This window comes from Chryseobacterium sp. UF-290, from assembly GCF_058245615.1.
Genome location: NZ_JBSICB010000001.1, coordinates 534,934 through 559,311, shown reverse-complemented (window position 1 = coordinate 559,311; position 24,378 = coordinate 534,934). Strand labels below are relative to the sequence as shown.

At 38.2% G+C, this 24,378-nt stretch carries 20 protein-coding genes; 17 read left to right on the top strand and 3 right to left on the bottom strand.

Annotation, left to right across the window (positions count from 1 at the left end; all coding sequences use genetic code 11):
• The 7 genes from AC4IF5_RS02445 to AC4IF5_RS02415 form a co-directional block, all read left to right on the top strand.
• The coding region (locus AC4IF5_RS02445; RefSeq protein WP_490731330.1) for a hypothetical protein at nucleotides 1-486 on the top strand (486 nt) is incomplete at its 5' end.
• Between the two features lie 133 nt (nucleotides 487-619).
• Nucleotides 620-1,543 (top strand): RHS repeat domain-containing protein, encoded by a 924-nt coding sequence (locus AC4IF5_RS02440; RefSeq protein ID WP_490731341.1) that lies wholly within the window; start codon nucleotides 620-622, stop codon nucleotides 1,541-1,543.
• A 217-nt stretch (nucleotides 1,544-1,760) separates the two neighbouring features.
• The gene (locus tag AC4IF5_RS02435) at nucleotides 1,761-2,072 is read left to right on the top strand and encodes a hypothetical protein (RefSeq protein ID WP_490731328.1); all 312 of its coding nucleotides are present in this window, start codon (nucleotides 1,761-1,763) and stop codon (nucleotides 2,070-2,072) included.
• 575 nt (nucleotides 2,073-2,647) lie between these two features.
• Entirely contained in the window at nucleotides 2,648-2,944 is a 297-nt protein-coding gene (locus AC4IF5_RS02430) for a hypothetical protein (RefSeq protein WP_490731326.1), read from the top strand.
• A gap of 59 nt (nucleotides 2,945-3,003) precedes the next feature.
• On the top strand, nucleotides 3,004-4,092 hold the full coding sequence (locus AC4IF5_RS02425; RefSeq protein ID WP_490731324.1) for an efflux RND transporter periplasmic adaptor subunit: 1,089 nt from the start codon (nucleotides 3,004-3,006) through the stop codon (nucleotides 4,090-4,092).
• A gap of 28 nt (nucleotides 4,093-4,120) precedes the next feature.
• Nucleotides 4,121-7,243: an efflux RND transporter permease subunit gene (locus tag AC4IF5_RS02420; RefSeq protein ID WP_490731322.1), complete on the top strand. Its 3,123-nt coding sequence runs from the start codon at nucleotides 4,121-4,123 to the stop codon at nucleotides 7,241-7,243.
• The gene (locus tag AC4IF5_RS02415) at nucleotides 7,224-8,669 is read left to right on the top strand and encodes a TolC family protein (RefSeq protein ID WP_490731320.1); all 1,446 of its coding nucleotides are present in this window, start codon (nucleotides 7,224-7,226) and stop codon (nucleotides 8,667-8,669) included. Before AC4IF5_RS02420 ends, AC4IF5_RS02415 begins: the two co-directional genes overlap by 20 nt.
• 215 nt (nucleotides 8,670-8,884) lie before the next feature.
• Here AC4IF5_RS02415 and AC4IF5_RS02410 read toward each other — a convergent pair whose 3' ends face one another.
• On the bottom strand, nucleotides 8,885-9,313 hold the full coding sequence (locus tag AC4IF5_RS02410) for a cold shock domain-containing protein (protein WP_490731319.1): 429 nt from the start codon (nucleotides 9,311-9,313) through the stop codon (nucleotides 8,885-8,887).
• A 730-nt stretch (nucleotides 9,314-10,043) separates the two neighbouring features.
• On the opposite strand from AC4IF5_RS02410, the gene AC4IF5_RS02405 reads away from it, so the two are divergent.
• A complete protein-coding gene (locus AC4IF5_RS02405) occupies nucleotides 10,044-10,799 on the top strand; it encodes an SDR family oxidoreductase (protein WP_490731316.1) in 756 nt (251 codons plus the stop codon).
• 345 nt (nucleotides 10,800-11,144) lie between these two features.
• On the opposite strand, the gene lgt is transcribed toward AC4IF5_RS02405, so the two are convergent.
• Together lgt and AC4IF5_RS02395 are read right to left on the bottom strand one after the other, a co-directional pair.
• Nucleotides 11,145-11,981, bottom strand: a complete 837-nt coding sequence (gene lgt / locus AC4IF5_RS02400; protein WP_490731314.1) for a prolipoprotein diacylglyceryl transferase — start codon at nucleotides 11,979-11,981, stop codon at nucleotides 11,145-11,147.
• Between the two features lie 224 nt (nucleotides 11,982-12,205).
• Entirely contained in the window at nucleotides 12,206-13,210 is a 1,005-nt protein-coding gene (locus AC4IF5_RS02395; protein ID WP_490731312.1) for a LacI family DNA-binding transcriptional regulator, read from the bottom strand.
• 164 nt (nucleotides 13,211-13,374) lie between these two features.
• Between AC4IF5_RS02395 and AC4IF5_RS02390 the strand changes: the two genes are divergently transcribed.
• From AC4IF5_RS02390 to tssD, 9 genes are all read left to right on the top strand, one after another.
• On the top strand, nucleotides 13,375-14,811 hold the full coding sequence (locus AC4IF5_RS02390; RefSeq protein WP_490731310.1) for a mannitol dehydrogenase family protein: 1,437 nt from the start codon (nucleotides 13,375-13,377) through the stop codon (nucleotides 14,809-14,811).
• A 7-nt stretch (nucleotides 14,812-14,818) separates the two neighbouring features.
• Nucleotides 14,819-16,165 (top strand): MFS transporter, encoded by a 1,347-nt coding sequence (locus AC4IF5_RS02385; RefSeq protein ID WP_490731308.1) that lies wholly within the window; start codon nucleotides 14,819-14,821, stop codon nucleotides 16,163-16,165.
• A gap of 96 nt (nucleotides 16,166-16,261) precedes the next feature.
• Nucleotides 16,262-16,993, top strand: a complete 732-nt coding sequence (locus AC4IF5_RS02380; protein ID WP_490731306.1) for a hypothetical protein — start codon at nucleotides 16,262-16,264, stop codon at nucleotides 16,991-16,993.
• Nucleotides 16,994-17,039: 46 nt separating this feature from the next.
• Nucleotides 17,040-17,960, top strand: coding sequence for a carbohydrate kinase family protein (locus AC4IF5_RS02375; protein WP_490731304.1), 921 nt, complete (start codon nucleotides 17,040-17,042; stop codon nucleotides 17,958-17,960).
• A gap of 88 nt (nucleotides 17,961-18,048) precedes the next feature.
• A complete protein-coding gene (locus AC4IF5_RS02370; protein ID WP_490731302.1) occupies nucleotides 18,049-18,744 on the top strand; it encodes a VIT1/CCC1 transporter family protein in 696 nt (231 codons plus the stop codon).
• Between the two features lie 409 nt (nucleotides 18,745-19,153).
• The gene (locus AC4IF5_RS02365) at nucleotides 19,154-21,331 is read left to right on the top strand and encodes a TonB-dependent siderophore receptor (protein WP_490731300.1); all 2,178 of its coding nucleotides are present in this window, start codon (nucleotides 19,154-19,156) and stop codon (nucleotides 21,329-21,331) included.
• Nucleotides 21,332-21,366: 35 nt separating this feature from the next.
• Nucleotides 21,367-22,410, top strand: a complete 1,044-nt coding sequence (locus tag AC4IF5_RS02360; protein WP_490731298.1) for an alpha/beta hydrolase — start codon at nucleotides 21,367-21,369, stop codon at nucleotides 22,408-22,410.
• Nucleotides 22,411-22,428: 18 nt separating this feature from the next.
• Nucleotides 22,429-23,634 carry a PepSY-associated TM helix domain-containing protein gene (locus AC4IF5_RS02355; RefSeq protein ID WP_490731296.1) on the top strand — a complete coding sequence of 402 codons (1,206 nt, stop codon included), beginning with the start codon at nucleotides 22,429-22,431 and terminating at the stop codon, nucleotides 23,632-23,634.
• 290 nt (nucleotides 23,635-23,924) lie between these two features.
• Entirely contained in the window at nucleotides 23,925-24,332 is a 408-nt protein-coding gene (gene tssD, locus AC4IF5_RS02350; protein WP_490731295.1) for a type VI secretion system tube protein TssD, read from the top strand.
• Nucleotides 24,333-24,378: the final 46 nt, after the last annotated feature.

Genomic DNA, 24,378 nt, shown 5'->3' with positions numbered 1-24,378 from the left:
AGTTATAAAGAAGAATTAACCCAATCTATCCAAAAAAAAATTACACAAGAGCTTAAACAAGATGGTTCTACTTTAGAATCCATTCAACTTATAAAATTTGATACTTTAAAAGAATGGCAAGAAGCTGACTTTGTATCTAACTATTCTACTCAAAGATTGATAATATTAAATAAACAACAGCAACAGTTAGCAAAAGAACTTGAAAATGTTAAAACAATAAAGGATTTGGAACGAATCAAATCAAAATATGCAAAAGTAGAGGACAGTATGAAACACGAAATAAAAATTATAAAAAGTGTGGAGTATTTGAAACCCAAAAATATTAAAACAGGTAATTATCAGGCAATTTTTCTTTTAAATGTTCATGATAGAAAATCCAATACAGTTAAAAGCGATTCGTTATTTATGTTTACAAATGAAAAAAAAGTAATCTTCACATCAACACAATTTATTGAGCAGTGTATTGCGAAGTTCAAAAAAGACTGACCTTCTTAAAAGTCTCTCGACTTTGAGCAGATAAAAAATGGAGTTGATACCTTTTTTAGGACAAAAAGTTTATCCTTCTTTATACACTTTAAATTAAATAATTAGGGTATTGATTTCAATACCCTAATTTTGAATAAGTTTCGACAGAAACAGCACAAATGTTCCTGAAATTAATTACTACCCTTTCGGGCTAAACCATATTGAAGGAGCATTTGGAATGGCAAGCTTTGGAAATTGGAGGAGCTATAAGTTTGGCGGTAAGGAGCTTCAGGAAACGGGAATGTTTGATTTCGGAGCCAGGTTTTATATGCCTGATCTTGGAAGATGGGGTGTGATAGATCCTTTGGCAGAGCAGATGAGAAGATATTCCCCATATAATTATGCCTATAACAATCCTGTAAAGTTTACAGATCCTGATGGTAGGAAACCTATGGCACCGGATCGGGAAGCAGCAACGGTGATGTATCCTAAATCTCTTTGGGGATTCTTTATGTCAGGAGGCCAGAAAGATACAGCTGCCCTTATGGATTTTATTGCTCAGAATAATGGATTGGGAGCTTTTCAGGATTTGTTGACCGGAACTATGGGTATGCAAGGTGGTGGAGGCAGTATTGCTTTTGGAAAAACTAAGCTGTTTAAAGATATAATGGCATATTTACAGGAAGGGGATCCCAAAAAAATAAAGGAAATTGAGGATAGATATAAAATGATGATTATTGATGCAAGAAAAAAAGGAAAAAATTTTGCAGCAGATAATCTACAATTTTTTTTGGATGGAAAAGGAGGAACAAAAAAAATAGATATAGCAATTTTAGCGCAATTTGGAGCTTTTAATGATGGTGTCAATCGAAACAAATCTAGATTTGAAGATCAATTATATAATGCTGCTACTAAATTAAAAGATGGACAATCTATTATCATTAATGATTATTGGGATGCAGTCATTGATCCTAGTGTTTTTTCAGAGTTGTACTATGCTAGCGGTATGAGTCAGGTAACATCAAAAAGTTTTAAGGAAAGGAAATACAATTACAGTCTCTGGTTCGGTTCAAAATAGGTGGTATGATCCTTATAATTGGAATGCCGGCATGTCTGCTTATATTTCCTGGGTTTGGCGATGTATCTGATGATGATGGAAATTATTTAGTAGAATATGGTAATGCAAGACCCTTCCTTATTAGAATCAAAATGGAATTCTACTGTATCTGGAATTATTACAATTAGACCTTATTGGTTTGATTCTAAAAATATTAACTGGAAATAATATAATTAATATGAATAAAAAGAAAATTCTAATTGTTTTAATATTTATAATAAGTGTTGTATCTGTGTATTGGTTTTATGAAAATTCTTATACAGAATTCAAGCCTCTTTCATTTGATGGAAGCAATTATGTAATTAAAAAAATTGCTAATAAAAAAGAATTCGAAAGTAATTTGAAAAAAGTTTTAGAATATTATAATGAAGATTTTAAAATTTCAGAGAAGGGAAATATTACAATTAAAAATAAATTACAAGCTGATGAAGAATTAATCACCAATTATACAAAAAAAGCGTTGGATAAAGACTGGAATAAAACAAAATAGTAGACTTTTATCAGAGCTAATGATGGTTCTTAATCAACTTATCTGACTTTGGGTAAGTGATTAACTCGTTTATATCTAAATAATATTAGATAGGTACTTTTTTTATTACAAAAAAGTTATCTTTCTTATACGTTTTAAATTAAGAGAGTTATTATAAATAATTAGGGTATTGATTTCAATACCCTAATTTTGAATAAGTTTCTTCAGAAACAGCACAGATAGATGTCTCAGATGAAAATTTTAATGCTTAGAAGTTTTGTTTTTTCCTAGTAAGCATTAAGGTAAAATAATGATTTTATAAAAAAATGATTGTCACTCTTTCAGAAATTATTCCTACTCTGATTTAGTCTTAGCCTAAAGAATATTAAAAATTTACCGGTTTCAAGATCATTTAGAAAATGTGCAGACATCCAAAAATATCTGATATTTTCCCATAGTTTAAGTTTTTTTAACAATTAAAGGAGCCTCAGCTCCGGTAAAAATCCCTAATTTTGCTGAACTATCGTTTTTTACTAAAAAACTAATGTGTTCTGATTGACATGGCAGGGCTGAGGTCGTTTTTCTTATTTTATATCATGCTGGTTTTTACCCTTTTCAATTCGAATTGGGCGGAAAAATCATTGCAGAATATTCCTTATGTTCCTCATGTGAGTAATATTCACCTGCTCGATGTTTATGAAGAGGCGGATATGAACACGCATGCGCTGCCTGCAGCCTCTAAAATTGTAAAATATTCTACCCGTAAAGATGATCTGGCTGTTGGGAACTTTTCAGGAATATTAAAAGGGATTCCTAAAATTATACTTCCTGAAATTGCCGTCTCTGTTATCTGTGGGGTCAAATCCTTTCTCCATCTCCTCCAGTTGTATTAACGTTTAAGTTGTTGAATACCAAATCATTTTAACGAAATTCTTAACTTAAACATTTAAAAATGTATTTTAAAAACGTAATAATTTGCAGTTTTGCAATATTATTCGCTGTGTCATGCAGTAAAAACAAGAAAAAAAACAATCAGAAAGAGAAAGAGCTTCCCGTACTGGAGATCAAAGAAAAAGATACTCTGGTCAATAACCAGTTTGTCACTGATATCCAGGCTAAAAAAAATGTAGAAATGCGTTCCAGGATCGGAGGTATTATCCAGCATATCTATGTGAACGAGGGGCAGTTTGTACAGCAGGGGCAGGCTTTATTCAAGATCAATGATGCCGAACTGCAGATGGAACTTCTTAAGGCGAATGCTGCATTGAAGCAGACAGAAGCCGATGTACGCATTGCAGAAGTAGAGCTGAAACAGATCCAGAGCCTTCATGCCAAGAAGTTTGTGGCTAACAACGAGCTGGAAATGGTAAAAGCTAAACTGTCATCTGCTCAGGCTAAGCATGCCTTTGCCGATGCGGAAAAAAGAGCGGTTCTTCAGAAAATAAGCTTTACAAAGATCACCGCACCCTTTGATGGAGTGATTGACGTGATTCCTCATAAGGAAGGAAGTTTGGTGGAAAACGGTACGTTACTGACAACACTGTCCCAGCTTAATGAAGTCTACGCCTATTTCTCAATTCCGGAAAACTTATACTTTGAACTTTTAGCGAATGATAAGATCGGGAACCATCAAAAGATTGAACTTACGTTGCCTAATGGCGTTAATTATCAGTTCAACGGAGCATTAAAAACAGCTGAAGGAGAAATTGACAGAACGACAGGCTCTATCCGTTATAAAGTACTTTTCCCCAATCCTGATCGCCTGATCAAGCATGGTACCTCAGGAAAGCTTATTATTTCCGAGCAGCAGAATAATGCGATCCTTATTCCGCAAAAATCAACATTCTCGATCCAGGATAAAACCTATGTTTTTGTAGTGGATAAGCAGAACAAGGTGAAAATGACCAATATTAAGATCGGAACCACCCTGAGAGATTCCTATATGGTGGAAAGCGGTCTTAAAAAAGGAGATGTAATCATTTATGAAGGGACCCAGTCTTTGAAAGACGGTGATGTGATCAGAATCAAAAAGAAGTATTAACCTTTCGTAATCTTTAAATCAATTGACAATGGTAGAAATGTTTATAAGACGAAAGGTCCTTTCGTTGGTTATTTCCATATTATTTGTGCTTCTGGGAATTATGGCATTGCTGAAGATGCCGATCACTCAGTTTCCGGATATTGTACCGCCTTCTGTAACGGTTACGGCAAAATATACCGGAGCTAATGCCGAAGTATCAGCCAATGCGGTAGCGCTTCCGCTGGAACGTGCCATCAATGGAGTGCCGGGTATGACGTATATGTCGACGGTAACATCTAATGATGGTCTCACTCTGATTCAGGTTTTCTTTGAAGTGGGGACAGACCCGGATGTTGCAGCGGTAAACGTTCAGAACAGGGTGACTACGATCCTTGATGAGCTTCCTGAAGAGGTGATCCGTGCCGGAGTAACGACTGAAAAAGAGGTAAACAGTATGCTGATGTACCTCAATATTACAAGTACAGATCCCAGCCAGGACGAGCAGTTTATTTACAACTTTACGGATATCAATGTTCTCCAGGAGCTGAAACGTATTGATGGAGTAGGACGTGCGGAGATCATGGGACAGAAAGAATACTCGATGAGGGTCTGGCTGGATCCGCAGAAGATGGCTGCCTATAATATTTCCGCAGATGAGGTGATCACTTCATTACAAAAGCAGAATATTTCAGCGGCGCCGGGAAAAGTAGGAGAGACCTCCGGGAAAACTTCCAGCCAGCTTCAGTATGTGATTAAATATAAAGGAAAATTCTTTGAGCCTAAACAATACGAAGAGATTCCCATCAGGTCTGATGTAGACGGAACGATCTTAAAACTGAAAGATATTGCTAAAGTGGAATTCGGGGCGATGAACTACGGCATGGTTTCCAAAACAGATGGTAAACCTTCCGCGTCTATTATGATGAAGCAGCGTCCGGGATCTAACGCTTCCGAGGTAATTGAGAGTGTAAAGGCTAAAATGGAAGAACTGAAAGTCTCTTCCTTTCCTCCCGGAATGGAATATAATATGGCTTATGACGTTTCCAGATTCCTGGATGCTTCTATCAGTGCGGTACTGACAACGCTTATCGAAGCCTTTATCCTGGTAGGGATCGTAGTGTTCATCTTCCTTCAGGACTGGCGCTCAACCCTGATTCCCGTATTGGCGGTTCCTGTAGCGCTTGTAGGAACTTTTGCTTTTATGAACATGCTGGATTTCTCAGTAAACCTATTGACCTTATTCGCGTTGGTACTTGCCATCGGGATTGTAGTGGATAATGCGATTGTCGTCGTAGAAGCTGTCCACGTTAAAATGGAAGAAGGGATGAATGCCATGGATGCCACCATCAGCGCAACAAAAGAAATTGCAGGAGCAGTAGTTGCAATTACTATCGTAATGTCTGCGGTATTTATTCCTGTAGCATTTCTTGATGGTCCGGTAGGAGTATTCTACAGGCAGTTTTCATTGACACTGGCGATAAGTATTGTTATTTCCGGAGTGAATGCATTGACACTGACTCCGGCACTTTGTGCTATTATTTTAAAACCTCATGATCACAACAAAAAGAAAACACTTGCAGACCGGTTTTTCCAAAGCTTTAATACCGGTTTTGACCGATTGACCAATGGTTATGTGAGCATTTTATCAAAATTTGCAACAAGAACAACCGTTACTTTTGGTTTATTGTTTCTGTTTATCGGGCTGACCTTTGTAACCGGCAAATTCCTGCCAACCGGTTTTATTCCAATGGAAGACCAGGGAATGGTATATGTAAGCGTAACTACTCCACAAGGGGCGACTGTGGAAAGAACGGAAAAAGTGCTGGATGAGGTGACGGTGATGGCAAAGAAAATTGAAGGTGTAGAAAACGTAACAACCCTCGCCGGATACAGTATTGTAACGGAAATCGCAGGTTCTTCCTACGGAATGGCGATGATCAATCTTAAAGACTGGAAGGAAAGAAATATTTCAGTAAATGATCTCATCTCAGAACTTTCAGAAAAAACAAAAAGCATTGCAGATGCCCAGATCGAGATCTTTGCACCGCCAACCGTTCCCGGATTCGGAAATACCAGTGGCTTTGAACTACGCCTGCTGGACAGGACCGGCGGAACTATTGAGAATACGGATAAGATCACCAAAGATTTTGTTAAAAAGCTGAATGAAGCACCCGAACTGCAGAACAATTTTACCAGTTTTGACGCTACTTTCCCACAGTATATGATCAATATTGATTACGATATGGCTGCAAAGAAAGGTGTTTCTGTAGACAATGCGATGTCTACGTTACAGACAATGCTAGGGTCTTATTATGCAACTAATTTTATCCGTTTCAGTCAAATGTATAAAGTAATGGTTCAGGCAAGCCCTGAGCACCGCGATACCCCTGAAAGTATTCTGAATTTATACCTTAAAAATGATAAGGGAGAAATGGTTCCGTTCTCAACATTTATTACCATCGAAAAAGTATACGGCCCTGAAGTGCTGACAAGGTATAATATGTATATGTCTGCAATGATCAACGGAGAGCCTGCGGATGGCTACAGCTCGGGAGATGCGATTGCAGCTGTAGAGCGTGTGGCAAAAGAAGCCCTTCCGAGAGGTTTTGATATCGAATGGTCCGGAATGACCAGGGAAGAAATCTTATCAGGAAACCAGACCGTCTATATCTTCCTGATCTGTCTGCTGTTCGTATATCTTTTATTAGCAGCTCAGTATGAAAGTTTTCTTCTTCCGATGCCTGTATTATTAAGCCTTCCTACAGGGATCTTCGGTTCCTATATTGCTTTGGTGCTGGCTGGGCTGGATAATAATATTTACGCACAGGTAGCTTTGGTCATGCTGATTGGGCTTCTGGCTAAAAACGCTATTCTGATCGTAGAATTTGCGGTAGCCAGAAATAAGCAGGGCTTTGATATTATCCCGGCGGCCATTGAAGGAGCGAGACAGCGTCTGCGACCTATTTTGATGACCTCTTTTGCCTTCGTGGCCGGACTTATTCCATTGTGTATTGCATCGGGAGCAGGAGCGATAGGAAACCGTTCCATCGGTACAGCGGCAGCAGGAGGAATGCTGTTGGGAACTGTTTTCGGATTGGTGATCATTCCGGGACTGTATATATTCTTTGCAAAACTTGAAAATAAGAAGAAAGATGAAAAGATTAAATCATAGAAATATATTATACGGGATAGCTGCATTAAGCTTAGTATCATGTGCTGTCCCGCAGGTCGCTGGTTTGAAAAAGGCTCAGACACTGCCTGAAGCTCCTGTGAAAACGGGACAAGACTCGGAAGAATTCCGGCAGCTCAATCTGAAGGCCTATTTCACAGATCCTCATCTGCTTGAGCTTTTTGATAAAGTGGTACAGGCCAATCCGGATTTCCAGATTGCGCAGCAAAGGGTGGAAATAGCCAACAGTTTTCTGCAGCGCTCAAAAATGGACCTTTTACCTTCTCTTGAAGTGGGGGCGGAAGTTTCCGGGAACCGGTATGGTAAATATACCATGGAAGGCGTAGGAAACTATGATACCAATCTCTCTCCCAATATTACCGAAGAACAGAAGATCAACCGGGATTTTACTCCTAACTACTGGCTGGGTGCAAGAAGCAGCTGGGAAATTGATGCCTGGGGCAAGCTGAAAAATAAAAAAATTGCGGCACAGAAAAAGTTCCTGGCTTCTGCGGAAGGGCTGAGATTACTTCAGGTGGAGCTTTTCACGGATATTGCCAACCTGTATTATCAGCTGGTGGCTTTGGATAACCGTCTGGCCATTTATCAGAAGAACTATAACCTTCAGCAGAGGGCATTTGAAATTGTGCTGGCACAGCGTGAAGTAGGAAAAGCTACGGAGCTTGCCGTACAGCAGTTTAAAGCGCAGAATAATAACTGGCTGGCGGAAATTGAGCATATCAAAGTAGAGATTGTTACGGTAGAACAAGCGATTACCACCCTTACAGGAAGCTATGGAGGAGAGGTCAAACGTGGGAAAACACTGATGCCTACCAATATGGAGGTTTTAAACAAAAGTATTAATGTAGAAGCAGTGATTCACTCCAGACCGGATGTGGCGGCTAATTATTATGTCTTGGAAGCTTCCCAGGCTGATGCCAAGGCTGCAAGAGCTGCTTTTTACCCGAAGATTGATCTCGGAGCAGGCTTTGGACTGAATTCTTTCTCTGTTGAAACCCTGTTCAAGCCAAGTTCGCTGGCAGGACAATTGCTGGGAGGATTAATGGTTCCTGTTTTCAATAAAGGACAATTGAAATACGAGTTTAAAGTAGCAAGTAAAGAACAGGAGATTGCCTTTTTAAATTATCAGAAAAGTGTTACAACAGCATTTAATGAGCTTCAGTCTATTCTGAAGCAGACCAGGATCTATGAACGTGTTTTGAAGCTGAAATCAGAAGAGGTAGGCTTTCTTGACCGTGGTGTAGAGGTGTCTAATGATCTGTATCTGACAGGATATGCAAACTATTTTGAGCTGATCAATTCCCAGAAAAGCAAGCTTACCGCTGAATTGGATCTTTTACAGTTTCAGCATCAGAATACCCGGAATAATGTTTTGCTGTTTAAAGCCCTGGGAGGAAAGCTGGAATAGATCACTCAGAAAATGAAATTATTAAGGATAGCTATTGTAAACCAAAGATGGAAGCAATGTCGTCTTGAAATAAGGCTGTCCTTAATGTTTTAAAAAAATATTCTTTTTACCGGTTCCGGAGACCGTTTTTATAATGCATGACGAAAGCCACCTGAAAAGGTGGCTTTCTGTATTTTTTACGCTACTTTCTGCATCATGCAGAAAGTGCTGATCTTTTATTTAACGATTTGGATCTCAACAGCAGAAAATCCTTTTGGAGATTTTTCTTTTTCAAAAGAGACTTTGTTCCCTTTTTTCACCGGTTCTTTGCAGTTGTTGTTGTGGAAGAAGATATTTTCTTTGGTATTATCTTCAGTAATGAAGCCGTATCCTTTTTCGCTCAGGAAGGTAATGATTCCTGTTTTTCTCGGATCTTCCTCAATAATAGGAGCTGCACCCAGCTGAATTTCATCAAGGTTCACTTCCTGTCTTTGCTCAGGTGGAGTAGAAGTTAATCTTCCGAATTCATCTACATACATGAATACATCCTCCATATCCTTTCCTTTGTTGTTGTTCGTTTTACGTTCTTCGCGTCTTAGCGCCTTTTCTTTTTGCTTTTGAATTTTTTTCTTGAAATTTTCCTTTTTAGAAAAAGAATCTGCCATAAATTATTTAAGTATTTAGTTTCTATAAATTGTATTGGTTCAATCTGGTCTTCCTTAGACCTGTAAAGCCTGCCGATGTTTTCTGCTTTGGATTCCCCAATCATACAGAGCTTTAAAATTCCGACAAGTATTGTTCTTAATAGAAGAATAAAAGTTAAAAAATATGGCTGCTCAAAAAGCAAAGACTGAATAAAAAGATATTCTGGTCGTTACAGAAAACAAAGTAGTGACTTGGTTACTAGCGTACAAATATACAACAATAAAATGAATAATGCGGTTTTAAATGATTGATTATCAGAAATGGTTTTTGGCAGAACCGGTATGGAGACCTTATTAGCAGAGTTTAAGACTGATAAAGTTACTTTGATATTCCTGTAAAAAATCCCCAGCAGGCTGAGGATTATAAAAAAATATATTACAGAATGAAGTGGTGTATGTATAATACGGGTGGGAAAGCATCAAATCCTATGCCTAAAATTCACTAATGTTAGAGAATGATAGAATTTGTTTAATATAAAGACCGTGTTTCAAACCTTATCTGTCTGGTAAATAAGGGGATGTTGAAAAAGCTTGTTTATATAAATTTTAAATATTTTGCTGTAATTGTAATTGAAAAGAAGCATTTTAAAAGTATCATACTGATCTTTAATACAACTCCCGAAAAATTCACCATGTTGAGATGCAATTTATTATTCATCTTTGTTCTATTAACATTTAAAAATTAAAAATAATGTCAACACAAGATGTAAAAGGAAAAGTTGTTTTAATTGCCGGAGGTGGTAAGAACTTAGGCGGATTATTAAGTAAGGACTTCGCAGCAAAAGGAGCGAAGCTGGCTATACACTACAATAGTGAGAGTTCTAAGGCTGAAAGTGAAAAAACACTGTCAGAAGTTCAGGCGTTAGGAGCTGAAGCGTTTCTGTTTCAGGCAGACCTTACTAAAGTGGAGAATCTGACTAAATTTTTTGACGAAACGATCTCTCGTTTTGGTGGCGTTGATATTGCGATCAATACAGTAGGAATGGTATTGAAAAAACCGTTTGCTGAAACTACGGAAGCGGAATATGATACGATGTTCAATGTCAACTCAAAGTCTGCCTATTTCTTCTTACAGGAAGCAGGGAAAAAGCTGAATGATAATGGGAAGATCTGTACGATTGTTACCTCATTGCTGGCAGCTTATACCGGATTATATTCCACTTATGCGGGAGCAAAAGCGCCGGTAGAACATTTCACCAGAGCGGCTTCCAAAGAATTCGGGGCAAGAGGAATCTCCGTAACTGCTGTAGCACCCGGACCAATGGATACTCCTTTCTTCTACGGTCAGGAAACTGATGATGCCGTAGCTTATCACAAATCGGCAGCTGCGTTGGGAGGGCTTACTGATATCAAAGATATTGCACCATTGGTAGAATTTTTAGTAACTGACGGCTGGTGGATCACCGGACAGACCATTTTTGCTAACGGAGGATATACCACAAGGTAATCTTTTAAATAATTCATAAAAAAACTCACTGAAAATTGTTTTCAGTGAGTTTTTTTATGGAATCTGTTTAAACTTTTTATCTCATAAGAATCATAGCTATTTTTTGACTTGAAAAAGCTTTTATTCTAAACATTTCAGTCCACTTAAGTTAGTTTAAAATGATACTGTATAAAAAGTTCACATAAGAAAAAAATCAAAGATTTTCATAAAGCTCAAGTGTACTTATTGTGCAGCAAGCTTGTGACTTAAAAGCAACTTAAGTGTTTAATCTTTTTTTGCTTTTTGGGTTTTCATTGGAAAAGTTTAAACAGCTTTATGATGAAATTTTTAATGTAAATATCAGAATTATAAAGTTTTCATTTTTCTCTTTTCCAATATACTCTTAATGATAAAGAATAACCCTAAAAGAACAAAAGGAATACTCAGCAGCTGTCCCATATTCAGACTCATTCCATGTTCAAATTCTACCTGGTCTACCTTGATGAATTCAATCAGGATACGCATGATGAAAATTAAAAGAACACTGATCCCGAAATAAAACCCTTTCCCGATCTTGAAAATATCTTTTTTGTATATCAGATAAACAAGAAGGAAAATAATAACATAGGAAATCGCTTCATAAAGCTGGGCAGGGTGCCTTGGCAGATCATCTACCTGCCTGAATACAAAAGCCCATGGAACATTTGTAGGAACTCCTATTATTTCTGAGTTCATCAGATTGGCCAGCCTGATAAAAGTGCCGCCCAGAGGAAGTACAATAGCAATGGCATCCAGAACCGTCATGAACGGAATAGAAAATTTTCTTGCATATAACAGAAGCATGATCACCAGCCCGATGCCGCCTCCGTGACTTGCCAGCCCGGCAAAACCTGTAAAGTGGTAAACGCCGTCCGGCCCTTTCTGAATCGGGAGAAATATTTCAAGCGGATGCTGGGAATAGTAATCAAAATCATAAAAGATACAGTGTCCCAGCCTGGCTCCCACCAAAATCCCTATAAGGGCATAAGAAAACAGAGCTTCATGAGCCTGGGAGCTCAGGTTTTCTTTTTTATAGATGCCTTTTAATATGTTAAAGCATAAAATAAGACCTGTAAGAAATAATATTCCGTAGTATTTTAAAGGAACTCCCAAAATATGGGCGATTTCAGGATTGACATCCCAGTTGATGTATAGTAAACTCATTGATAATGTTGTCTGATTTAAAGATGCAAATATAAGAAAATAGGAACTGTTGAATAGTTTGGGTCAGTTTTAGAAGGCTATCATTTGATTCATAAAGTTTTAGCAGGGTGCTCTTACTTTTGAAAGGCAGTGCAGCAATTAATATATGACCTTTGTGATTTGTAATCAGACAGGAAATGAGCTGGTAGTATATGAACAGCAGTATCTTTTGCCCATACTTTTTATTAAGTGGACGCTCTGTAGACCAGTTCTGCATCCATTAAGACTGACCGGCTTGGGGCTGAACTATCTTTGATCTTTTCCAGTGCCAGCTCTGCGGCTTTTTCACCCATTTTCTCCAAAGGCTGTTCTACACTGGTTAATTGGGGATATACCATTGATGATAATTCAGTTCCCGAAAAGCTTGCTACAGCTACATCTTCAGGTATTCTTATCTTTTGTTCAAGAAGATAATTCATCACACCTACTGCTAAGGTATCACTGAATGCAAAAATACTGTCAAATTCTATATTCTTATTTAACAGTTTCTGGATGATATCTCTTCCATGCTGAACAGTCATTCCATTGGCCTGTATGATAAGGTTTTCATCAAAGAGGTTGTATTTCATAAGAATGCGCTTGTACCCATTCATTCTTTCCGTAACATTCCGGATCGTTGCGGGACCCATGATATGGACAATTCTTTTTCTCCCTGTTTTGATTAAATATTCTACCATTAATGATGCTTTAATAGAATCATTCACAATTACTTTCGAAACATCTAAGGATTGATGAGGGAGCCTGTCGAAGAATATTAAAGGAATTCCCTGTCCCATAATGTGCTGATATATATCGTTGTTATAGGTTTCATGACAAAGGTTGATAATAATAGCATCCACGTTAAACTCTTCCAGTAGCTGAAGATTCTTTCTTTCTATAAGGGGATCTTCATCAGACTGGGTAATGATGATCCGATACCCAAGCGGGTACAGTATATTCTGAATTCCTTTAAGAACTTTCGCTGAAAAAGGAGTGATCATTTCAGGGACGACAAACCCTATGGTCTTGGATTGGCCGGATTGCAGACTTAGAGCGGTAAGGTTGGGTTTATAGCCCATTTTTTCTGCTGCGTCCAATACCCTTTTTCTTGTTTCATCATTTACATTTTTGTCATGAAGGAGTGCTCTGGAGACGGTAGAGGTCGATAATGACAAAAATTTAGACAGATCTTTAATCGTAATACGCTTCATCCGGCTATCTTTTTGGCTAAAATTAGTAAAAAAAATAGGCAATTGGGAACGTTCCCTAAACTTTGGGAACGTTCCCAATTTAAATTTTGTAAAAAAATTAATGAATTAACTATTTGTTAATATAGTTTTAGCGAATTGATTAATCTGTTAATAATTTTTTACTTATGAATAAGATATATTGTAATCATGATGTTTCGGAAATTCGTGCAGGAATTCTACACATTGGTGTTGGAAATTTCCACAGAGCTCATCAACAATTCTATACCCATATGCTGTTACATGATAAAGATCAGAAGAACTGGGGGATCTGTGGAGTTTGCTTATTGCCTTCAGATGACAAGATAGTCAGCAATTTAAGATCCCAGGATCTCAGATACTCGCTAACGGTTTGCGGAAGAAACGGCATGAATGAGGTGTATACTATATATTCATTACGGGAATTGATCTGGGGAGTTGAAGATCCGGATGCAGTGATCAGAAAAATTGCCGATAGCTCTATTAAAATTATCACTTTAACCATTACAGAAGGAGGGTATAATCTCGATAAGGAAACTGGTGAATTTGTTCTGCACGATGAAAAAATACAGTATGATCTGGAAAACCCTGCCAGCCCTTCTACCGTTTTTGGTTTTGTTGCAGAAGGATTACGCCGGAGAAAAGTAAACAATGGAGGAGCAGTTACAATCCTTTCGTGTGATAATCTTCAGCATAACGGAGATACAGCGAAAAGAGCTTTTACAGCATTTATAGAAGCTCAGGATAAAGACCTTGCAGAATGGGTAAAAGAAAATGTGACTTTTCCCAATAGCATGGTAGACCGTATTACTCCAGCTACGACTCCTGAAGATGTTGAAAGACTGAACAAGTTGAATGGGACAGATGATAAAGCTCCTGTTTATTGTGAAGATTTTGCACAATGGGTCATAGAAGATCGCTTTATTGCAGGAAGACCTGCCTGGGAGCGGGTAGGAGTGGAATTTACGGATGATGTAACCTTATTTGAAAATATGAAGCTGAGCCTGTTGAATGCTTCGCACACCCTATTATCTTATCCGTCTTTTCTGATGGGATATCGTAAAGTAGACCAGACCATGGAAGATAAAGATCTGGTACAGTTTATCCGAAACTTTATGGATATCGATATTACACCATTTGTTCCCATACCTGAAAACACAGACTTGGAACAATATAAAGCAACCCTTATTGAAAGATTTGCCAATCATAGTGTCAGTGACCAGATAAGCCGGTTATGCTCTGACGGAATTTCAAAATTTCCGGTATACATTATTCCCAACCTCGATAAAATGATAAAAGAAGGGAAAGACCTTACAAGGCCTGCTTTTCTTATGGCTTCATACAGGCATTATCTGAAATACAAAACAGACGACCATGGAAATACTTTTGAAGTGTCGGAACCTTGGCTGGCTACCAATGATGAATTGCTTATTGACAGTGTAAATCCTCTGGACTTTTTAGAATTATCAGCTTTTAAAGGAGTTCATCTGAAAGCTTCTGAACCATTTATAGATCTGTATACCCGGTTTGTGCAGGATATTAGAGACTCAGGAATCGGTTCTGTTTTAACATCAATCCTAAAATAAATTGGCTATGCAAATAAATACAAATACAGGGTCTTCAGAAAACAAGACAAACAATGCCATATTGCCCTTTGCGATCATTACCTTTATTTATTTCATTGTAGGTTTTCTGACAACCGTGAATGAACAGCTGCAGGCACCCTTAAAATTTACTTTTCTAAGCCATGCGGGCAGTCTGAAAAATACATTTACCACTTTGATTTCCTTTTTCTTCTTTCTTGGCTATCTATTGAACGGAATGCTGGGAGGTAAATGGGTAAATGCCTTTGGATATAAAAATACGATCCTGCGGGGACTTTTCTTTATGATTTCAGGTCTTTTCATGTATTTATGCTCATCCTGGTTTGGTGATCGGTACCCTGATTTAAAGTTCAGCATTAAGGATGCTGTTATTCCTTTCGGATTTATCATTTTCATTATAGGGTCTTATTTAATGGGGACTGCTGCTGCCATTATTCAGGTAGTGGTAAATCCTTATGCGGCATCCTATGAATTGAAGGGAACCCAGCCGGTACAGCGTCTGAATATTCTGACAGCCATTAATTCTATCGGAACTACTTCCGCTCCATTTTTTGTTACTGTGGTCATGTTCAGCGGGATTTCCATTGAAAATATAGAAATCAGACAATTGCTGCTTCCGCTCCTGGTACTTATCATATGCATATTAATTATCATTGTGATTACCAGGAAGCTTCATCTTCCTGATATTGCCCATACAAGAATCGTAGGAGAAGAAAAGCTGGAAAGAAGCATCTGGTCATTCAGGCATTTTGTGCTGGGTGTTCTGGCAATCTTTTTTTATGTTGGGACTGAGGTCGCTATCGGAGCCAATATTAACCTGTATGCCTTTGAGCTGATGGATTCCGGGCACCCGATCACATTTTTTGGGAAAACAGATATTATTATTGGCGGTATGGATTTAGGAATTCATGCACTATTGTCTACGTTATATTGGGGTGGCTTTCTTGTAGGAAGAGCGATATCGAGCTTCTTCAGTAAGATTTCTGCAAGAACACAATTGATAGCCACAACAATTCTTGCCGCAATGCTGGCTATACTATCTATGGTTACACAGAACCTTTGGTTTCTGGTAGCAATAGGTCTTCTGCATTCATCTATGTGGAGCTGTATCTATACCCTTTCTATAAAGGGGTTGAATAAGTATACTTCAAAGGCATCAGGTATTTTTATTTCTGCAGTATTTGGCGGAGCTGTGTTTACCCTTATCCAGGGTGGTTTAGCGGATGTTTTAGGCTCATGGAGATGGACCTGGTGGCTTACTGTAACCTGTGAATTGCTAATGCTCACTTATGCTCTGTTTGGATCAAGGATAAGAGAAAAAGATCTCATTCACTAGCTGACAATCATACATTTTCCTGGTATCAGTTTATTATCCTGTAAATAATTACCGGATAGAGGGTACCTGTTGTTTATATTAAAAAAGACTTATATCATGTTAAAATTTATTGTATTGCTTTTTTCTGTGATGATAGGAAATTTATTTTTGAATGCACAGGAGATACATTCTGCTTTACAGCTTCGAAACAGCCATTTATGGCGTGGTATTGAAGTATCTGCAGGTTTGATCTATACCGGAGATGTACATCTGGATTATAAAAATTTCTATGCAGGGTTCTGGGCGGGTGGTCATGTGGATGGTTCCTATAAAGAATTTAATAATTATGTAGGATATAAAAACAAGCACCTTACCCTGGAATTATGGGATATTTATAATTTTTCACCAGGGGCCTCATACAATAATAAAGAATTTTTTAATTATTCAGCGAGGGAAACCGGACGTTTCTGGGATCTGAGATCTTATTACATCATAAGCGAAAAGTTTCCGTTAGTTCTGAGTTGGAACACTGTTGTTTTCGGGAGAGACAGAAACGGTGACAATACGGAGAATAAATATTCATCATTTGTATCGGGTGAATATCCGGTGTATCACAAAGAAAATCTGGAAGTAAGAGGAAGAGTAGGATATGGCTTTGCATTAAACAACAGCAACGGTGAAAAGAATAATTTTTTTGCTAAAGAAGCAGGATTCAATGAGGTGAGCCTTATGATTTCAAAAAGCTTTACCATTGGAGGATATAAAATACCCATCGGAATATGGGGAATGTGGAATCCTGTGAATAATAATGCTTTTCTGCAGTTTTCTGTACAGGCCTATTCATTCTGAAAAATAGTATTTTTATTAAACCAATATATTTATCATTTTTAAAATAATGGAAGCAAAAAAGAATAAAGCAGTTTGTTTTGGAGAAGTTCTTTGGGATATTTTTCCGGGACAACAAAAAAAAGTGGGAGGAGCCCCTTTTAATGTTGCCTATCATCTTTCCAGAATGGGAGTTGATGTCAATATGATCAGTAGTGTTGGAGATGATCAGCTTGGGCATGATCTTTTACAGAAAATCAAAAACTGGAAAATTCCCACAGAGCACATCCAGATAAGCGCAGAGTACCCTACCAGTACTGTTATTGCTTCAATGGATGAAAATAATGATGCTCATTATGATATTGTAGAAAATGTAGCGTGGGATTTTATTGATATCACCCAGGCCAATCAGGAAATCCTTGATAAAACAGATGCTTTGGTGTTTGGAACACTGGCAGCAAGAAGTGAGAAATCCAAAAATACCTTATTCCGGTTACTGGAGATCAGCTCTTACAATGTTTTTGATATTAATCTTAGAGAGCCATATTATGAGGTTAGCCTGATTAAGGATCTGTTGCACAAAACACATCTTGCGAAATTTAACAAGGCCGAATTGCGTATGATGCTGGATTTTTTAGGGAAAACATATACGAATGAAGAAGACAGCATACGATATTTGCAGGATCAGTTTGACCTTCAGGAAATTATTATTTCTAAAGGAAGCAAAGGAGCTCTGTATGCTGATAAGAACGATTTTTATCTCTATCCCACGATCCCGGTTAAGATCAAAGATACCGTTGGAAGCGGAGACTCTTTTTTAGCAGGATTTTTATCAAAAAAACTGGAAAAAGGAAGTTCTGTGCATGAAATAATGGTGCAGGCTGTCTCGCTCGGAGCTTTTATTACATCACAGGAAGGAGCATGCCCTGAATATACTCTCGAAGATTTTAACAGATTCAAGAGTGAATACACACTCTCAGCTTTGAACTGAGCTGATACGCTGCATCTCAATTTAAAATGATTCTTGAAGAAATATTGTATAACTTTAATAGCAATATCAACACAGAAATATTTTTACGATGCATCATCAGCTAGAAAAACATTATGTAAATAGGGTAGGTTGGCTTCGGGCAGCCGTATTGGGGGCAAATGACGGGTTACTGTCTACAACAAGTATTGTCATCGGTGTTGCAGCAGCAGAGCCGGATCGTCATATTATTATTCTCGCCGCATTAGCCGGAATGATTGCCGGAGCAATGTCTATGGCTGCCGGAGAATATGTCTCTGTAAGCTCTCAGGAGGATACTGAAAAAGCAGATCTGATGCGGGAAAAGCGCGAATTGGAAGAAATGCCTGAAATCGAACTCAGGGAACTCGCTAAAATTTATGAAAACCGGGGAGTGAGTAGAGAAACAGCGATGCGGGTCGCTGCTGAGCTTACAGAACATAATGCTCTGGAGGCTCATGCCCGTGATGAGCTTGGGATTAATGAAATTACGCAGGCAAAACCTTTTCAGGCGGCTGTTGCATCATTTGGTTCATTTGCTGTAGGAGCCTTGCTTCCGTTTACCGTATCTCTCCTGGCACCTATCAAGCAGATGGTATATTTTCAATATGGTTTTTCCATTATCTTTCTGATGCTCCTGGGGGCTGTTTCTGCAAAGACAGGGGGCTCACATATCGGAATTGCAATGCTGAGAATCTGCTTCTGGGGAACCGTAGCCATGGGTATTACCGCATTGGTAGGACATCTTTTTGGAATAAATGTGGCATAAAGGAATCCGGAGGTCTTAATAGTAAATAAAGAACTGTTTTTTCCTTTTATACAATGCTTTGTCTTACGGATGTAAGAGCCTGTTTAAATTTAATTGCTAATCATTTTGTCTAATTAATTTAACGCTTTATTTTTTTATTTTCCCGCTGATTTTGCAGATCTCGCTGATTTGATTTACGAATAATGATCTGCTGAATCTGCAAAATCAGCGAGAAATAATATTTAATACAAATGTAATCAGGCTCTACATGCACCAAAGAATTCTCATATTTGTGGCTAAAACAGAAATTTTGAATTTTTTTCAAAATTAACCCTGAATTTGGGTTGTAAATTATGGGAGAGCTAGAATATTTGCGGTAATTATTATTTAGAATTAATTAAAATAAATACCTTTGCAGCAAAAATAAACTATGAAGAAGTTAATGTGCTCGATTTCCTTATTATCAGGAGTATTGGTGTTAGCACAACAAGAAAAAGACACAGCTGTTCAGTCAAAACACATTGAAGAAGTAATTGTTTCCGGGGTAAAAAAGTATGCAGAGAAAAAATCTGAATATGTTGCTAAAATGCCCCTTAAAAATCTTGAAAATCCACAGGTTTACACTGTTCTTCCTAAAGAATTAATGCAGCAGCAGGTGGCTACCGATCTGCAAAGTTCACTGAATCTGCTTCCGGGAGTTAATAACGTATCGGTAAGTGTCGGAAGTGGAGGGGTAGGATTGGGACTTACCATGCGTGGATTCAGTTCCAACGCCTCAGCAGGAGCGTTGCGAAATGGTATGGCGACCAATTTTGTTTCCTTGTCTGACCCTGTCAACCTTGAAGCTATTGAAGTTATCAAAGGACCTTCCGGAACATTATTCGGGTCTGCTTTATTGGTAGGATATGGCGGATTTGTCAATAGAGTGACCAAAAAACCATTACATCAGTTTAAAGGTGAAGTAGGATACACGGCAGGAAGCTGGAGTGGTAACCGGGTTACAATGGATGTAAGCACTCCGCTGAATAAAAGTAAGACTTTCCTGGCCCGTATTAATGCGGCCTATAATAATGACGGAAGCTTCCAGGATTTCGGGAAGTCAAAATCAGTTGCGATCGCTCCTTCATTTTCATTTAAAGTAAATGACCGCCTGGACATTAACCTTGATTTTGAATATTTTGATATCAGCAGGAATACCACTTATATGGGACTGATCACGGGAAAGGATGCTGCCGGGAATCCATTGATCTTTAAAGATAAGAGCATTAATGACTTTAATCTGGATAAAAAAATCTCTTATGCGAGTGACGAGATCCAGAGTAAGGCTAAAATATTCAATACTTTTGCTACGGCGAATTATAAGATTTCCGATAACTGGATTTCTCAAACCAGTTTCTCTTCTGCAAAAACAGAAAATGATGCCAATTATCTTTTCCTGAATTTATCTAACAAAGGAACGATAAGAAGAGATTATTACCATATTCCGAGTACATTTAACCTGACTGAGATTCAACAGAATTTTATAGGTAATTTTAATATTGGCGGAAATATTAAAAACAAGTTGTTGGTAGGTTTCGATTATACAACAACCAAAACTACAGATAAAAGAGGGGTAGTAAGGGATATTGATAAAGAAATCTATGACAGAATGGAAAAAAATAAGCCAAAAGAATTTGTCCCGATAGCATTTAATGATAAAAATTCACCTTATATTTCCCAGGCTGCTTATCAGAGAATATTAGGTGAAACAGTCTATGGAGGCTATAAACGTGATTACAGAAATTTCAGTGTGTATGTATCTGATGTTATAAGCTTCTCAGACAGATTGTTTGCTATGGCTTCCCTGAGATTTGACAATTTTAACAGTGTTTCAGATGATTACAGACAAAATTCCTGGTCTCCGAAATTAGGAGTGGTATATCAGGTGGTAAAGGATAGAGTTTCCTTATTCGGAAACTATATGAACGGATTCAAAAATATTGCTCCAAGCAGCTCTTTGGGAGAAGTAAGAACTTACAAGCCGGAGCAGGCCAATCAGTGGGAAGGAGGAGTAAAGTATGAATTGCTGGGAGGAAAACTTTCAGGAACTGTGAGCTACTATAATATCTTGGTAAAAGATAAGGTGCGTAATACCCCTACGGAAAAAGATCCTACACTGACTACTCAGGACGGAACCCAAAGAAGCCAGGGGGTGGAAATGGATCTGATCACCTCACCTTTCCATGGATTTAATATTATTCTTGGATATGGTTATAATGACAGTGTTTATGAAAAAGCTAAAGCTGATGTAGAGGGAAGAAGACCTGCAGGCCAGGCAAGACATGCCGGAAACTTTTGGCTAAGCTATACCGTTCCATCCGGAAGATATTCAGGTTTTGGTATAGGTATGGGAGGAAATACGCAATCCAAATTCTACCTTGTAGACAGCTCTGATGTAGTATCCAATGGCTACGCGAAATTTGACGCTTCTGTTTTCTACGAACATTCTTCCTACAGAGTTGCTCTTAAGCTGAATAACTTTACCAATCAGAAATATTATCTGGGGGATTCCTGGACCTATGTTCAAAATCCAAGACAGCTTTTACTTTCTTTAAACTATAAATTTTAATCAAAAACGTATTCTGTAAGATAATTAAAGATAAAATGAGAACCGGATTATTATTTATATTATTTTTTGTCACAGGTGTATTGCAGCTCAATGCGCAGACTGCACAGCCTGAGAATATCAGCATAGGAGTAAAAATTCCGCTGAAGTCAGAACTTCTTCATGAAGAGCGCTCTGTTTGGGTATCTCTGCCTGAAGGATATGACCAGTATACCCAAACAGCTTATCCTGTGATTTATGTGCTGGATGCTGAAAACAACTTCAATTACCTTTCCTCAGTATATCACTATCTGAGTAAAGAACCTTTCGGAGTTCTGCCACAGGCAATTTTGGTAGCAATAGCCAATACCAACAGAACGAGAGACCTTACCCCTACAAAAGCTTCAAAGGAAATGAACTTTGCAGGCAAAAAGCAGACGATGTTTGAAGAAAGCGGAGGCAATGCGGTGTTTATGAAATTTATCAAAGACGAATTATATCCGTTTATTGAAAAGAAATACCGTTCAAACGGCTATAAAGTTTTGGTAGGCCATTCATTTGGAGGCCTTGCAGGTGTTAATAACCTTTTGTCAGAGCCATTTTTTAATGCTTATATTGCCAATGATCCGAGCCTTTGGTGGGATAAGGAACTGATGGTTAAGAAAGCGGAAAGCTCTACGGCAGATTTTAAAGACATTAAATTTTTCCTGGCTCAGGCCAATAATGCTGAGGCGAGAAACGTTAAAGAGGATGAGCATGAAATAGCCATTGGAAAATTTAAAACGCTATTGGAACAGCAGAAGCTGAAAAATCTGCAGTGGAAATATGGATTCTATCAGAATGATGATCATGGAACAGTACCATTACCCGGTAATAATGACGGACTGCGTTTCATCTTCAAATCCAGTAAATGGAATTTCAGAGAAGCGCTGAAGAACCCTGTGTTGATTACCCGGCATTATGAGGAGCTTTCTAAGGATTTGAGCCATTCGTTCAAGCCCACAGAACTATTTTTCAAAAAAATAATTGATATAGCGAAAGAAAGAGGTACGCCGGATTCGGTGAGGGAATTGGAGAAACTGCAAAAACAATATTATCCATAATCAAAAGATAATCTGAGGATGAATACGAACAATAAAGCAAAAGTACCGAAGAAAAAAGGAAAATCACTTTTCAGCAGAGTTGTGGCCTGGCTGCATCTCTGGCCAAGTATTGTGGCTGGGGTGATCCTGGTTGTGGTATCGCTTTCCGGGACCATCATCGTCTACTGTGATGAAATTATGGACTGGAGTGCAGGAGAAGCAAGATATGTGAATGTGCCTAAGGATGCGGAACGGGTTTCTTCAGAGGTATTAAAAGCCAATTTCAGTAAAGCCAATCCCGGATATGACATTTCGGAATTCGTATTCTTTAAAGATCCGGAAAGGAGTGTGCGTATAAGGGCATTCAGCCCTAAAGGACCGAAGCTGGCTATGGTATATGCAGATCCTTATACCGGAAAAATCCTTAAAAAGGATGAATCACTGCAGTTTTTCTTTGTGATGGCCCATTTTCATGCCTCATTTCTGGCAGGGAAAACAGGAGGCTGGATCGTGGCACTTGCGACCATTGTTTTTGTGATCAGTACGATCACCGGACTTATCCTCTGGTGGCCTAAGAAATGGAATAAAACTACCAGACAGGCCAGCTTCACTATCAAATGGAAAGCCCGTTTCAAAAGATTTAACTATGACCTTCACAATGTATATGGTTTTTATTCGCTTATCGTGTGCTTTATCCTGGGAATGACAGGGCTTATTATCTTCTTTGAGCCTCTGATGGAAACTACAGTTAAAATGACGAATGGTACCACAGAACACATGATGGATAAGCTTCCTAAGCTGGATTCCACGAAAACAGCGAAGGATATCGTTCCGTTTGCTTATGCTGTACTTAATAAAACTGGTGAGAAAGAAGTCAGCATCTGGAATTTTGAAAGGAAAAAGTTGGGTGCTTATATTTTCACCTCAGGAAAAGTGGGACTCAAAAGCATTGAGCATGCATCTATTGATGTATATGACAGCTATACAGGAAAAGAAATCAATGTTGATCAAAAATACCTGCAGCATGAAAAAACCGAAAATATAGTTTGGCAGTTGCATATGGGACAATGGTGGGGACAGATCGGAAAACTTTCTACCTTCCTGGCAGGGATCATTGCCACTTCATTACCGATCACAGGGTTTCTGATCTGGTGGGGAAGGAGAAACAAATCATCCAAAAAGAAAAAGGAAGTTAAAAACAACCACAAGCACAGGACTGCAGCTCACCTTGAGCAGGAAGTCTGAAGCTTTCATGGTAATATGATAAAAAGGTTATCTCTGCGGGGGTAACCTTTTTATGTGAAAACCTGTCAATTCTTTCGAGTAAGCCGGATCTTATTAAGCACATCAATGTTTAGGTTTAATGGTAAGTTTTTGATTTACAATCAATAATATGCCTAACGATTGTTAGTCGTAGAAGTACTACACTTTTTCAGATTTAAATGAAAAGATGCTTTCAGTAAGATAAATAGATCTAAATTTGGTGATATAACCAACAACAAATCACAAAATATTAACGATTAAAATTTACGATCATGGCAGAAAGAAATTCAAGAGGAATCTTAAAATTCAACAACGGTGAAGGGCAGAAGCTATTAAAGCTTAACTATAGTGTAGCAAGATCTACAGACGTTTCAGGACGTGTAGCATCAGACCCTTCCAATGCATTAATCAAGATTACAGTAGAAGCTACTGAAAAGTCTGATATCCTGGAAAGCTTACTCAACGGAAAATATAAGCCAACCGTAGGAGAAGTTACCTTCAACAAATCTCACGAAGAAGGAACACTTACAACATTAAAATGGAATAACGGCTATGTGATTCAGCACGAAGTAGACTTCGATGCCGTGAATGAAAACAGTATGTACATCAGCTTTGTTGTAAGTGCAGAACAGATTGAGCTTGGAGATTCCTCTTACGACGGAGCATGGCCTTCAGCATAAGAACCTGATCTCTGGAAATCAAACAAACATGAAACAGAATGGTACA